The sequence below is a fragment of the Candidatus Defluviilinea gracilis genome (genome assembly GCF_057138825.1).
In genome coordinates, this window is sequence record NZ_DBNHEF010000058.1 from 1 (window position 1) to 13,346 (window position 13,346).

At 52.0% G+C, this 13,346-nt stretch carries 16 protein-coding genes; 8 read left to right on the top strand and 8 right to left on the bottom strand.

What is annotated here, in order from left to right; translation table 11 throughout:
• The 7 genes from AC16KF_RS08770 to AC16KF_RS08800 all read left to right on the top strand — a co-directional run.
• Positions 1-675, top strand: a 675-nt coding sequence (locus AC16KF_RS08770) for a PSP1 domain-containing protein (RefSeq protein WP_484036932.1), incomplete at its 5' end; no start/stop codon positions are given.
• Positions 659-1,387 carry a PIG-L deacetylase family protein gene (locus AC16KF_RS08775; protein WP_484036933.1) on the top strand — a complete coding sequence of 243 codons (729 nt, stop codon included), beginning with the start codon at positions 659-661 and terminating at the stop codon, positions 1,385-1,387. The genes AC16KF_RS08770 and AC16KF_RS08775, both read left to right, overlap by 17 nt.
• Positions 1,388-1,490: 103 nt before the next feature.
• Positions 1,491-2,681, top strand: a complete 1,191-nt coding sequence (locus tag AC16KF_RS08780) for a M20 metallopeptidase family protein (protein WP_484036934.1) — start codon at positions 1,491-1,493, stop codon at positions 2,679-2,681.
• Between the two features lie 80 nt (positions 2,682-2,761).
• Positions 2,762-4,306, top strand: a complete 1,545-nt coding sequence (locus AC16KF_RS08785) for a histidine kinase N-terminal 7TM domain-containing diguanylate cyclase (protein WP_484036935.1) — start codon at positions 2,762-2,764, stop codon at positions 4,304-4,306.
• A 406-nt stretch (positions 4,307-4,712) separates the two neighbouring features.
• Positions 4,713-5,237: a GbsR/MarR family transcriptional regulator gene (locus tag AC16KF_RS08790; RefSeq protein ID WP_484036936.1), complete on the top strand. Its 525-nt coding sequence runs from the start codon at positions 4,713-4,715 to the stop codon at positions 5,235-5,237.
• Positions 5,238-5,453: 216 nt separating this feature from the next.
• Positions 5,454-6,359 (top strand): SDR family oxidoreductase, encoded by a 906-nt coding sequence (locus tag AC16KF_RS08795; RefSeq protein WP_484036937.1) that lies wholly within the window; start codon positions 5,454-5,456, stop codon positions 6,357-6,359.
• A complete protein-coding gene (locus AC16KF_RS08800) occupies positions 6,356-6,847 on the top strand; it encodes a hypothetical protein (protein ID WP_484036938.1) in 492 nt (163 codons plus the stop codon). Before AC16KF_RS08795 ends, AC16KF_RS08800 begins: the two co-directional genes overlap by 4 nt.
• Here AC16KF_RS08800 and AC16KF_RS08805 read toward each other — a convergent pair.
• The 8 genes from AC16KF_RS08805 to AC16KF_RS08840 form a co-directional block, all read right to left on the bottom strand.
• On the bottom strand, positions 6,844-7,452 hold the full coding sequence (locus AC16KF_RS08805; RefSeq protein WP_484036939.1) for a DUF2726 domain-containing protein: 609 nt from the start codon (positions 7,450-7,452) through the stop codon (positions 6,844-6,846). The two genes, AC16KF_RS08800 and AC16KF_RS08805, sit on opposite strands and share 4 nt — an antisense overlap.
• A 10-nt stretch (positions 7,453-7,462) precedes the next feature.
• Positions 7,463-8,260, bottom strand: a complete 798-nt coding sequence (locus AC16KF_RS08810; RefSeq protein WP_484036940.1) for an inositol monophosphatase family protein — start codon at positions 8,258-8,260, stop codon at positions 7,463-7,465.
• Positions 8,261-8,262: 2 nt separating this feature from the next.
• A complete protein-coding gene (locus tag AC16KF_RS08815; protein ID WP_484036941.1) occupies positions 8,263-8,655 on the bottom strand; it encodes an ACP S-malonyltransferase in 393 nt (130 codons plus the stop codon).
• Positions 8,652-9,146: a hypothetical protein gene (locus tag AC16KF_RS08820; protein ID WP_484036942.1), complete on the bottom strand. Its 495-nt coding sequence runs from the start codon at positions 9,144-9,146 to the stop codon at positions 8,652-8,654. The genes AC16KF_RS08815 and AC16KF_RS08820 overlap by 4 nt, the downstream gene beginning before the upstream one ends.
• 112 nt (positions 9,147-9,258) lie before the next feature.
• Positions 9,259-10,020: a carotenoid biosynthesis protein gene (locus AC16KF_RS08825; RefSeq protein ID WP_484036943.1), complete on the bottom strand. Its 762-nt coding sequence runs from the start codon at positions 10,018-10,020 to the stop codon at positions 9,259-9,261.
• A 90-nt stretch (positions 10,021-10,110) separates the two neighbouring features.
• Positions 10,111-10,344, bottom strand: coding sequence for a type II toxin-antitoxin system Phd/YefM family antitoxin (locus tag AC16KF_RS08830; protein WP_484036944.1), 234 nt, complete (start codon positions 10,342-10,344; stop codon positions 10,111-10,113).
• Positions 10,341-11,207, bottom strand: a complete 867-nt coding sequence (locus AC16KF_RS08835; protein WP_484036945.1) for a restriction endonuclease — start codon at positions 11,205-11,207, stop codon at positions 10,341-10,343. Before AC16KF_RS08835 ends, AC16KF_RS08830 begins: the two co-directional genes overlap by 4 nt.
• Positions 11,204-12,565 carry a CCA tRNA nucleotidyltransferase gene (locus AC16KF_RS08840; RefSeq protein ID WP_484036946.1) on the bottom strand — a complete coding sequence of 454 codons (1,362 nt, stop codon included), beginning with the start codon at positions 12,563-12,565 and terminating at the stop codon, positions 11,204-11,206. The genes AC16KF_RS08835 and AC16KF_RS08840 overlap by 4 nt, the downstream gene beginning before the upstream one ends.
• Positions 12,566-12,760: 195 nt before the next feature.
• Between AC16KF_RS08840 and AC16KF_RS08845 the strand changes: the two genes are divergently transcribed.
• Positions 12,761-13,303 carry an LOG family protein gene (locus tag AC16KF_RS08845; RefSeq protein WP_484036947.1) on the top strand — a complete coding sequence of 181 codons (543 nt, stop codon included), beginning with the start codon at positions 12,761-12,763 and terminating at the stop codon, positions 13,301-13,303.
• The last annotated feature ends 43 nt before the right edge of the window (positions 13,304-13,346 follow it).

Sequence of the window (13,346 nt, forward strand, 5' to 3'; positions counted from 1 at the left end):
AACTGCCGCGCCCGCGCATCCGAACTTAAACTCGAAGGAGTCAAGATCGTCGCCGCCGAATATAACTACGACGGCTCGCGCCTCGCTTTCCTTTTCAGCACAGAGACCGAAGAAAAAGTTGACCTCAAGTCGCTGAAAAAAGACATGCACAACTTGTATCCGAACACGAACATCGAACTGAGGCAGATCGGTCCGCGCGACGTGGCGAAGATCATCGGCGGCATGGGCGCGTGCGGGATCGAAACGCGCTGTTGCTCGAAGTTCCTCACCGACTTCTCCCCCATCTCGATCAAGATGGCGAAAGAGCAGGGCATCTCGCTCACGCCGGAGGAGATCACCGGCATGTGCGGACGTTTGCGATGCTGTCTCATTTACGAATACGAGCAATACGTCGAAGCGCGCAAATCATTGCCGAAGCGCAACAAGCGCGTGGTCACGCCGAAGGGCGAAGGCAAAGTGATTGACGTGTTGCCCATGAGCAACAAAGTAATGGTGCTGCTCGAAACCGAAGAAGGCAAACGGTTCACCGAAACCTTCGACCACACCGACTTGCAACCCTGGGATGAACTCGAAGCCCTGCGCCGCAAATCGAACGCGCCCTGCGACCGTCACAACTCCGGCGGATGCACGTGCGGCAAATCGAGCCCATTGAAAAAACATGGCAGACAAAACTAACGCGTGGGAAACCTCCCAAAAAATTCTGGTAATTCTGGCTCATCCAGATGATCCAGAATTTTTTTGCGGCGCGTCGCTCGCCAAGTGGGCGCGCGCCGGGCACGAAATCACCTACCTGCTTTTGACGTGCGGCGACAAGGGATTCAATCCCACCACACAGCCAGACATGACGACGGAGAAACTGTGCGCGCTTCGCCATGTGGAACAACGCAATGCGGCGAATGTCATCGGCGCAAAAGCGGTTCATTTTCTCGACGTGGAGGATGGTTACCTCACCCCCAACCTTGACCTCCGCCGCGACATTGTGCGCGAGATCCGCCGCCACAAGCCGGATATCCTCGTCACGTGCGATCCGCAAAACCTATTTGCGATGTACGGACTCAACCACCCCGACCATCGCGCCTGCGGACAAGTGGTGTTGGATGCGGTCTTCCCCGCCGCAGGGAGCAAAGTATTCTTCCCCGAATTGATTGATGAAGGCTTCGAACCTCACATGCCGAAAGAAGTTTGGTGCTCCTTAACTCTCCAGCCAAACACCATCCTCGACGTGACCGACACGTGGGATGTAAAACTCAAAGCCTTGTTTGAACACACAACGCAAATACAAGAACCCGATAAACTCGCCGAGCGCATGAAATCCCGCCGCGCCGAAGACAGCACCGAAGAAAATCCGCGCTATGAAGAAAAGTTCAGAGTCGTCAAATATAGTTAACGATGAACACGCAATATCCAACAACTTAGTCGCAGTCTCTATTCTCTATTCTCTATTTCTCCAATTCTCTTTTGCAATTACCACTTACCCAAAGGAGCCTCCTATGCCCAACTTCCTCCAGCACGCCGAAGAACTCTTCCCCTACACCCAGACCCTGCGCCGCGATTTTCATAAACATCCCGAACTTGGGTTCAACGAGATCCGCACGGGCGGCATCGTCGCCAAAGAACTCGAAGCCCTCGGGCTTGAAGTGACCAAAGGAGTCGGCAAGACCGGCGTGGTCGGCTATCTCGAAGGCTCGCGCCCCGGTCCGACGATCCTCCTCCGCTTCGACATGGACGCGCTCCCCATCAACGAAGAGACCGGTGCGGAATATTCGTCCACGAATCCCGGCGTGATGCACGCCTGCGGACACGACGGTCACACCGCCATCGGACTCACCGTTGCGAAAATGCTCCACGCCCACCGCGACGAACTCGCAGGCAGTATCAAGTTTTGCTTCCAACCATCCGAGGAGGGAACGAACGGACAAGAGGTCGGCGGCGCGTTGATGATGATGCGCGACGGTGTTTTAGAATCGCCCAAGGTGGAAAAGACGTTGTCGCTTCATGTGTGGAACGACAAGCCTGTCGGCTGGTTGAGCGTGGCGAAAGGACCCGTGATGGCTGGCGCGGAATTGTTCTCCGTCAAATTGACCGGCAAAGGCGGGCACGGAGCCGCGCCGCACACAACCGTTGACCCGGTCGTCGCCGCGGCGCAGATCGTCACCGCGCTTCAAACGGTCGTCTCGCGCAACGTTCCCCCGCTCAAACCGGCGGTGATCAGCGTCACATCCATTCACGCTGGCTCCGCGTTCAACATCATCCCTCAAACCGCCGAACTCAACGGCACGATTCGAAACTTCGACCCCGAGGTTCGCAAGATGGTGCTGGCGCGTTTCGAGGAGATCGCGCGCGGCGTCGGCACGTCTATGGGATGCGAAGTGGAGATCACGCTCAAGCAAGTCACCCCGACAGTCATCAACGATGAAACCGTCACCGAAAGCGTGTTCAAATCCGCGCAGACGCTTTTCCCCGAAGCCGAGATCGAAACCACTCCCTACCTGACCATGGGCGCGGAAGATATGGGCTATATGCAGGAACAAGTGAACGGCTGTTACTTCATGATCGGCTCGGCGAACGATGAAAAGAATCTCAACTACAACCATCACCATCCCAAGTTCGATTTTGACGAACGCGCCTTGGTCACCGGCGCGGCGCTGATGGCAACCGCGGCGGCGGATTTGTTGAAGTAACATGCGCCCCGCACCGGGAAGCCGCTTATCCGAAAACCATCCATGGGATGGATGTTTGACCTTGCGGAAAGGCGCGGTCAATGCTTCCCCCTAACACGGGCGTTAGCGCCGCCTTATTCATCGCGGGGGCGCTATGCCTTGTCGGGGTTTTTATCACTCTGCACGTTCGCAACAGCCCGACAGGCGCGTCATCATTAATAACCTTGCTGTTCAGTTTATGCTGGTGGGATATTACGTACGGTTTATTTTTAGCAAACGCGCCCTCGCTGTATCCTAATTTTTGGCTGTATACCGTTTACGTGGGAGTCGTTTTTACCCCGCCGTCGGTGCTATGGTTCGCCATACAAATTTCGGGGCTAACTACATGGTCGAAGCCTTCGCTCGTCGTCGGTCTGTACGCCGTCTCCGTTCTGGTTTTGACGCTCCTGGCAACCGACTCGTACCACGGCTTATTTTTTGAGGGACGCGAAATCAAAAGCGCGAAAATGATCTTAAGCGGAGGTCCGATCTTCTGGGCAAACCTCGCCTACTCCTACGCGCTCATGTTGACCAGCCTGTTCATCCTGATGCGCCGTTTCAGAAAAGCGGCTGGGATCTACCGAAAGCAATTGGGGATCATTTTGCTCGGCATCGGCATTCCGTGGGTCAGCAATTTTGTTTTCGTCGCCGGGCTAAGTCCGCTGCCAAACATGGACAACACCCCGCTGTTCTTTACCGTCACAGGAATTATCTTCACATACGCGCTGTTGCGGTATCGTTTGTTGGATATCATCCCGATCGCGCGCGATGTCTTGATCGAGAACATGAGCGACGGCGTCATCGTGCTGGATTCGCAAAACCGCCTGGTGGATTTCAACCCCGCCGCTCTACAAAGCCTCGGGCTGGAGCAACCGCCTCAAATGGGGCAACCCGCCAACGAGATGTTCGCCAAATGGCCAGAACTCACGGAAGATTTCGCCGGCGTCAACGACATTCGCGTCGAGCTATCCTTCGACCAGCCGACCCGCGCCTTCCTGGATTTGAAAATTTCTTCGTTATACGATCGTCGCTCCAACTTTCTGGGACGACTCATCGTTTGGAGAGACATTACCCCGCTCAAAAATGCCCAAGCCGAATTACAAGAACAAGCCACCCGCGATCCATTGACCGGATTGTACAATCGCCGCTACCTGAGCGAGGTGCTAACGCGCGAACTGGCGCGCGCCGCCCGCGAAAATGATCCGATCAGTCTGGCAATCATTGACATCGACGATTTCAAGCGCTTGAACGACACCTACGGTCATCCCGCCGGGGACACCGTACTACAGGGCTTCGCGCGGCAACTCCTCAACCAAACGCGAGTTGAGGATACGGTCTATCGGTATGGCGGCGAGGAATTTCTCGTTCTCCTGCCAAATTGCGCGGGCGCAAACGCCATAAAAATTGCGGAGAAATTGAGAATTTCTTTTCAAGATTCGAACACTGCCTACAACATCGGAACGAAGGGGATTACCATTTCCTGCGGTATTGCGGAATTCCCAACCGATGGAAAAACCAGCGAAGAACTCATCGCTACAGCGGACCAATTCCTCTATCACGCGAAAGCGACGGGCAAGAATCGCGTTATTGCGCGCGCAAATCGTTGAAAACGATGAAGCGCGGAAACAGCGCCCAATTACATCATGCGCTGAAGCAAACGCGACATGAATGTTGCGTTACGAGAACCGAATCGCCTCAATATCTTTTTGGACGCAGACCCTTGCACCGCCCGCAAGGGCAGGTGAAAACGCTGATTTCGCTGATTCAAAAGAAAGAGAATCTGCGGTGTCAGCGCGCTTCGCGGTCAGTGTCCCGATGTTGAAAGTGTGCGTTAATCAAATCGTCCGCTTTTTATTTTCGACTTTGGGGGCAACTTATTCATGACAAACAGTCTACGATCATCAATCCCAACGCGCTAAATTGCCTGCTACACGAACGAAAAACCTTGACAGACTGCTATCTTAGTTATATACTTCGTTTAGTAATTACTAAACATACATAACGAGACAGTCCATGCCGCAATCACTCACAAGCATCAAAAAAGACTTTACCGAGGGCTTGAGCCAGATCAGCCGCTTCTGGGGATTCCCCAAAGGGATGGGCGCGATCTTCGCTGTGCTATATCTCTCCCCCGCTCCTCTATCACTGGATGAAATTGTCGCCGAGACCGGGTTGACCAAAGGCGCGATCAGCACGGAAATCCGCGCATTGGCGCGTATGGGACTCGTCCACCGCTCGACCAAACTCGGCGACCGCAAGGATTATTACGAAGCGGAAGCCGATTTCTACGCGGCGATCAAATCCATTTTGAAGGAACGCCAGAACAGCGAATTCGACCGCGCCATCGGTTCGGTAAAAGCCGCATTGACGGCGATGGACGAGAACTGGGTGGAAAACGACGAGTGGAAGTTCACGTACAAGCGCGTTCAGGCATTACAGGAATTTTTCGACGCAGTTGACAGTCTGTCGAAAGCTGTGATCAAGTTAGAGAGCCTGGGCTTGTCGAATGTTTCGAAAGTGTTGAGCGTGTTGAAATAGACTTTATCGGTAATAAGCACCTTTGTTGGACGCTGAAAAACGCAGATTTTTTTCTCTTTGAATCAGCGTTCATCTGCGTCCCAAGGTATTTCCGATAGAGTCTAATAATTGATCGTGTCATTCTACAGGCATTCACGCTACGATGAATATCTTTCAAGCGATAGACGAGACTCTTCGGTCGCTATCGCTCCCTCAGAGTGACATGAAGGAGTCAAAATGAAAATCGCAGTCACAGGCGCGTTCAGTTATACGGGCAAGTATGTCACAACAAGGTTACTTGCTCGCGGCGAGGAAGTCATCACACTGACCAATCACCCAAACCGCCCCAACCCATTCAACGGACAGGTGAAATCGTTTCCGCTTGATTTCGACGAGGCGAGCATGACCAAATCTCTGCAAGGCGCGGATGTGCTGGTCAACACCTATTGGGTTCGGTTTGATAAGGGAAAGAACACACAACCCCGCGCGGTGGAAAATACGCGCAAGTTGGTCAATGCCGCGAAAGCCGCCGGGGTAAAGCGCATCGTTCACGTCAGCATTGCCAACCCATCGGCAGACTCGCATCTTCCATATTATTGGGGCAAAGCGGCGAACGAGAAAGCCGTGATCGAATCGGGGATTCCCTACGCGATCATCCGCCCCACTGTGCTGGTCGGCGGCGGGGAGGATATTCTCATCAACAATATCGCTTTTCTTCTGCGGCGACTGCCCTTCATGCTTATCCCCGGCGACGGCTTGTATGGAATTCAGCCGGTTCACGTGGACGATGTGGCTGATCTTCTTGTGGAAGGCGCGTACAGCAAAGACAGTTACATCACTGACGCGGTTGGGGCCGAGAGATACACGTTCAAGGAGTTAGTCAAACTCGTGGGTGAAACGATCGGCGCAAATCGGCTCATCATTTCCGCGCCGCCGCGGCTGGCATTGCTTGCCTCGCAGTTCTTGAGCCTGTTTCTCAATGACGTGCTGCTCACGCCCGAAGAAGTGGATGGTTTGATGGGAAACTTGCTTGTTTCCAAAGACCCTGGGCGGGGGAAGATAAAGTTTTCAGCCTGGCTGGAAGACAACAAGAATGCGCTTGGAAAAAAATATGCCTCGGAGCTCGCGAAGCATTACCGATGAAAACAGTAGATTACCTTCGTTCTTCACTCCTGTTCCCGTACTTGCTATGGTTTGTCGCAGCACTCATACTTGCATTTGAAAATGATCGGTCTTCGATATTTGCTACGGGGCACGCCAACGAAACGATAATTACGATTGCCATCTTTTACACCTTCGGAATAGTTATTTGGATATTCCCGTATTCAATTCTCGCAGGCATTTTGTGGTTTTGGAGTTTCGATCAATCTACAAATAGAATTGTGAAAGTTTTTGTCCTTTCACCTCTCATGATGACAGTACTTGTCGCTATTGAGATTCTCCTCTTTTCCATTTCAACAAACGATGGGGTTTCCATCTCGGATTTCTTTGATACGGTAGTAGCTGTTGGTCTATTCTCCATCCCATTTGGATATTCGATCATCGCGATTGTTGTGGTCATTCATAAATTATTACAGGTTGCGAAGTTGATTCAACCTGAAAATGAGATACCCCCAACACAATCACCTTAATCGATCCTCACCATGCCGCTGCAAGTTGGGTTATCCATACAGCCGTAGTAGCGTTTGCCTTTGTCGGGTCCGGTGCGGTGCATTCGCAGGACCATCATTCGCCCGCACACGGGGCAATGAGGAACCGAATCAACTCTCCCCGTGGCGCGAAGCGGTCTCGTCTGCTTCACTTTGAGAATCGCGAGTTGGAATAATTCCGCCAGGTCGTCTTCCGAATACTTTTCGCTGGACATCACATGCACGAGCGGAAGTCCCGCGCTGAGGAAGAGGTCGCCAAGGAATTGGTCGGCTTCGCGCGTTTCCGATTTGCCGACGGGCTTCACGAGTTCGATACCGAACACAGGCTGGAGGGTCTTCGGGTCGCACAGCAAAAAATCCACATGCTTGCGAAAAATTTTGTTGAAAAAATGCACGTTCTCGTTGGGGCGTACAATATAAAAAACGTCGCTGAGCGCAACTTTGGGACAGACCACATAATGCCTGCCCGCCATGTTTTGCAAAGCGCGAAACAACGCCAACTCGGGCGCAGACATGAACTTTTCGCGCAGGCGATACGGAAGACGCTCGTCTTGAATTTTCACTTGAGTGGATTCCCGAATCGCCATGGTGAGCCCATTATACACGCATCAACTTCAGGACTTTCGATTTGAGCGCGCCATTGACGGCGATTCCCTCCCCGTGAGTGTGACCCTCTTTGCCGCTCCATGAGCCGAACCAGCCCCCCGCCTCGCGGAAGATGGGCGGCATGGGCGCCACATCCCAAATTTTGATGGACGGGTCGAGCATGACTTCGGCGCGGCCCGTGGCGACCATGTGATAGCCGTACGCGTCGGACCAGCCGCGCCCGTAGAAACATTCTTTGTGCATGTTCTCGAACACGTCGAGTCGCTTCTTCGTGCGGAAGCCCGACCAACTCGTATACGTGAACACCGCCTCTTTCAAATTTTTCACTTCTGAGACGCGCGCGCGTTTGCCGTTCCACCACGCGCCAAGACCGTCTGCCGCGTAGAGGATCTCATCCAATGCGGGGAAGCACACCACGCCGACACGCGAGACGCCTTCGATTTCCAATGCGATCAACACAGAGTAAAACGGCACACCCTTCATAAAGGATTTTGTGCCGTCAATGGGGTCAACGATCCAGCGGAAGGGATTCTTTCCCTCACCCCTAACCCCTCTCCCAGTGGGAGAGGGGGATTCTTCGCCAAATTCTTCTCCCACAATTGCGTGACTCGGGTACGCCTTCCCGATCTCGCCGCGGATGAATTGCTCGGTAGCGCGATCCGCCGCAGTGACGGGGGATTCGTCCTTTTTCTGGTCGTATCGAATGCCTTTGTTGTAATAACTGAGCGTGATCCGCCCGGCGCGGTAGGCAAGTTGGCGGGCAAAGCTGAGGTAGGAATCTAGTTTCATTGTTATGGTATGTAAATCCGTCCGATGCCGAGGTAATTTTCTATATTCAAAACAATTTCGACCAGCCGCTCAGCGCATTGCTCGCGATAGGCGCGTTCTTCCATGCGGCTGACCATACCAATGGTAACAACAGGCAAGGAGGATGGCGTGTTTTCGTTTCGAATGGTTTGCTCCAGCGAATCTTCGCCTTCGCTATTTCGATTCCCAGTCAGGAGAATAAGATGTTTCTCCTGCGCAAACCGCCACACAGAACGATCGCTACTATTGATCGGAAGCCCCACATCACGAAACGTAAGCATGGGAATTTCCAACAACTTGAGCCAGCCTTCGCCGCCCATGGTCGCCCAAAGCAAAATGCCCTGCTTTTTCAAATGATGATCGAGAAGAACTTTCAAGGCTTACGATCCGCGTGATATTGTTCCCGCCACTCTTGCAATTTCAAAAGTACGGCATCTCGCTGAACGTACAACTTTTCCAGTTGTTCCTGATTTTTCTCTTCCCAATATTTTCGATTTTCATCCGCGGCTTTCAGGACAGACCGGTATTCTTTTTCTACTTCCTCTTTATGCAGGTGAATATAATCAAGGATATCGAGCATCTCCTCATCCGTGAGTTCGTACAAATCGCGGACATTTTTCAGAGAGTTGCCCTCCCTGATCTCATCCATGAGGGCATACAGGGTAAGACGCGAATCTTTAATGGTCAAACCCGCCGCTGTCCGAGTTATTGTTTGGTTTTCACGCGGAAGAGGTCCGTCTGTATCAAGAAGGGCATTGACCAGTTTCTGCGAACGCAGAACTGCCAATTCACTTTGTAGCCGCCTGATCTGCTCTTCCAACAGGGAGATACGCTCGTTGATCTGAGTTTGGGTAAGTTGTTGCTCCATGGAACACTCTCGCTTTTTCACTTCCCATTTTATCAGAACGCAATTTACAGAGGCATGGTCTATTCATTGCAGTAAGCAACCTGATAGACGGCATTAAGTCGAGAATCGAGTTTCACTCCGTCATTTTCAGCCAGCCGAAGATCATCCATGGCGAGACGGCAAAGATGCCCGCCAGCGCGGCGCCGCCCAAGCCGCCGGATAACGCGCCCATGATACTTCCCAGCGCGGTGATGCTGAAGAGGATCACGGTCATCTTATCGAATTGCGGATCGGAGCGGTCGGCTAGGAGCGGCTTGCCAAGCCAGATGAACACGATAAATGCCACAAACGTGGTGAGCCACCAGCCGAAGAAGTTTTGCAAAGGGATTCCGAAATACGGTCCATTCACATCCCAAACCCAGTGACCGACTTTTACCATGACCGGGTCCATGACCACATCCCAGGCGGTCATGACAATCGCTCCTATCGCCGCCACCCGGGCTGGGCGGGCGTTCGCATTGTCCGGGATAATCCAATCCGCAACAACAAAGGACGGATACATCATCATGAACCATGCAATCGGGATGATCAGCGGCACCAAGCCCAGGAACAGAGAGCCAAGTTTTTCCGTGTAGTGATAGGGACCGTAGATCAGACCCGTCAGCACACCCACACTCTCGAACGTGAGGCTAACCACAAACGCGGAGCCGAAAAGCCAAAGCGCGCGAGCCCACTTCATACGAGTCGCCGCGTGGAGCAAGGCGATCAAAAAACCCAATAATGTTGACAAGGGGAAAAGGTAAAAGGGAAATTTTATACCGGCAGTTGACAGATATTGAAGCCCCACTGTCAACAAGACGTAGATTGCCAACATAATCGGGAGTGATTTTCGCATTCTATAGTTGTCCTTTGTTGTAATAACTGAGCGTGATCCGCCCGGCGCGGTAGGCAAGTTGGCGTGCGAAGTTGAGGTAGGGTTGGATGTTCATTTCAAGTAGTTGGAAAAATCATCTAGTGGCGCATCGAAATCATCCGTCATCTTTATCATACCCTTCGCACTTCCAGCTTTGCGAGAGCGAAACACAGGATTCAGTGGAATTAATCGCACCACCGCCTTCCCATCACACTCAATAAACACAGGCTCGTCGCGCAAGGCGGCGTCAATAAAGCCCCATAGATTCTGAGGAAGTTCGCTTTGCTTAATATGGTGAATTTTCATTGTTTTCTAAATTCATCAAAGAATTGAGAATCAATATCGTAAGCCTTCCTAGGCTTTAAACCAAGTTCCAACTCTTCAAACATGTCCAATAATTTTTCTCCATCGACTAATTCTATTGGGGGAACACCATCTCGGACAGCCTCCTTCCGTGCATCGGCAGTGAACGAGCCAGTGGTAAGAATTATGCCCTTATCTGCTCGTCCCTGCATCGCACCGCGAAAGTCGCGAACTTGAGAAGGAGAAACCGAACCAGAGTAGCGTTTACATTGAAATAAGACCTTGAAACTTACAAATGGATTTACCTGCAATACACCGATCCCATCAAGTCCGCCATCGCCACTTTTTCCAGTAATTTGTACTTTCTCAAACCCAGATTCTCTGAGTAATCTTTGGCAGAGTCGCTCAAACCCTTCAGCAGGCATTTCCAATAAGATAGTCTGCAGCGCAGACCTGTGATCAAGATCTTCCAACGAAACAATTTCATCCTCGATGACTTTTTCGGCTTTAGATCTTTTTCTATCGGTGACAAACGGTTTATGGATAAGGTTAAAAAGCTCCAACGCTTGTTCTGCTGAAAGAGATGTAGTTCTGCCTTTTTCTGAGAGACTCCAAACGCCACGCGTTGAGGAGTCAATTAATCCCGCCTTTACAAGATAAAACCTTGCCCAATTCACTTTATTACTGAATCGGGACTGACCGCTGGGAATTTGCTCATTTCTTTCGCTTTCGCTTAATCCCAATTGTTCGGCAATGGCCTCCTCAACTTCTTCTGGACGACCCGACCCCCCTAACTTAGTTAATGCATCGATGACGGGCTGAAAATAACGAACAAATTGAGGTCCCTTTTGTTGACTTGAACTCATGACACACCTCCTTGTTTCAATTCATAATTAACTAATTTCATCTCTTCTTCCTCACTCTTCACCTCCCCATCCAACCACGCGGCGCGGAGGTGACGGAGGATCTCCCCAAAGCGCGGACCGGGTTCGAGTCCGCGGGCTTTGAGGTCGTCGCCGGTGGTAACGGGTTTGACGTGTTGCCATTTTGAGAGGTAATCACTCAAAGCGCTTTCCCTGCTCACGAGGTAGACAGCAAAGATCGAAAGAGAGGGCAGATCGTCGAGATGAAATGTCCATTGGCTGGGTTTCCAGTTTTTGAAGGAGGGTAAATCTGATTTCAACGCAGAGGCGGTAATAGCTGTATTGGTGAGTAAAACGGGAAAAGCAAGTCGTTCGGCAACATCCTCAATTTCCGCTAGAGATGAATTCATAAGCCACAAAACCCAGCAGAGGGTTTGTTTAAATGAGAGCATATCGGGAACTGCAAATTCGCCATAGGTTGGGGATGGTTCTTCGGGAGGAAGTAACTTGTAACTCGTAACTTGTAACTGAGGATGGACTGCTCTGAATATATCCACGTCAAAAAGTTGTTTGAGTATCGCGGAGGGATTTGGCTCTTCGAAGATCAAATCAATCTCATGGCGCAGACGTTCGCCGCTCAAGCCTGATAAAACTTTGCGCGAGTCGTCGTTGATGAGTTTCAACGTCTCAGGCTCAATTGTGAAGCCATATCTTTCAGCGTAACGTACAGCGCGGAAGATGCGCGTGGGGTCGTCGAGAAAGGAGTTGGGATGCAGGACGCGGATCAATTTCTGTTCAAGGTCGACTTGTCCGTGCAAGGGATCGTACAACTCGCCGAAGTGGTCGCTGTCCACGCGGATTGCCATGGCGTTGATGGTGAAGTCGCGGCGGCGGAGGTCATCGTCCAAGGAGGATTTGGTGACGGTGGGGAGTGCGCCGGGGTGAGGGTAGGTTTCGCGGCGGGTTGAAATCAAATCTAGAGATTGGAGATTAGACGCTTCGACAAGCTCAGCGCGGCGGACTGGTGATTGGAGATGCCACGTGGCGGTGAAGAATTTTTCGTGTGTGGTGAGGTCGCCGCCGTATTTTTTGACCAACGTGCGGGCGAGTTTGATCGCGTCGCCTTCGAGGGTGAGATCAAGGTCCACGATGGGGCGAGACAGCATCAAGTCGCGGACTGAACCGCCGACGAGGTGGATGGGGAATCCCAACGCGGAGGATTCGTCCGCGATGCGGTGAATCAAATCCAAGAGCGAGGAGTCCAATGATCGTTTGAGGAGGTCGACGAGATTCACGTTCGTATTGTAGCAGAGAAAATCGTCCCGCAAAATCAGCGGGACTATGGTGTATAATCGCCGCATGTTATTGAACCCGTTGCCGCGACCGATGATTTGTCAAACCGCCTCGTCTGGATAAGGTTCAGTTCAACGTGTCTCGTGAACGGCTCCCGACTTGGCGAGCCGTTTTTATTTTGAAAATTCTTGCCACGGATTACACGGATTTTCACGAATTATTAAAATCAGTGCGAATCCGTGAAATCTGTGGCTGAGGTTGAAATGAATATCTCTGTTTTTGGCGGCGCACAGCCGAAACCTGACTCTCCTGAATATGAAGAAGCCCGTTTGTTAGGCGGACTTCTCGCTCAGCGTGGACACACCGTGTTGACCGGCGGCTACATCGGCGTGATGGAAGCCGTCTCGCGCGGCGCGTCGGAAGCGGGCGGACATGTGATCGGCGTGACGTGCGAGGACATCGAGGCGTGGCGCAAGGTGAAAGCCAACGCGTGGGTGAAAGAGGAAAGAAGAAAGAAAACGTTGCTTGATCGTATGCTCGCCATCATCGAAGGATGTGACGCGGCAATTGCGATGCCCGGCGGGCTTGGCACGCTGGCGGAAATATCTGTGATGTGGAATTTGATGGTCGTGGAGTCTTTGCCCCGGAGGCCGTTGATACTGGTCGGGAGCGGCTGGCAGTCCACGCTCGATCAGTTTTTCAATTCGTTTGAGTTTTACATGCCCATGCGCCAACGCGATGATTTGTTGTTCGCGGAGGATGCACGGAAAGCAGTTCATAGTTTAGATAGTTTGTTAGTAGGATAGTTCGGTGGTCGAGTAGTCCTGAGCGGAGCGATAGCGAAGACGA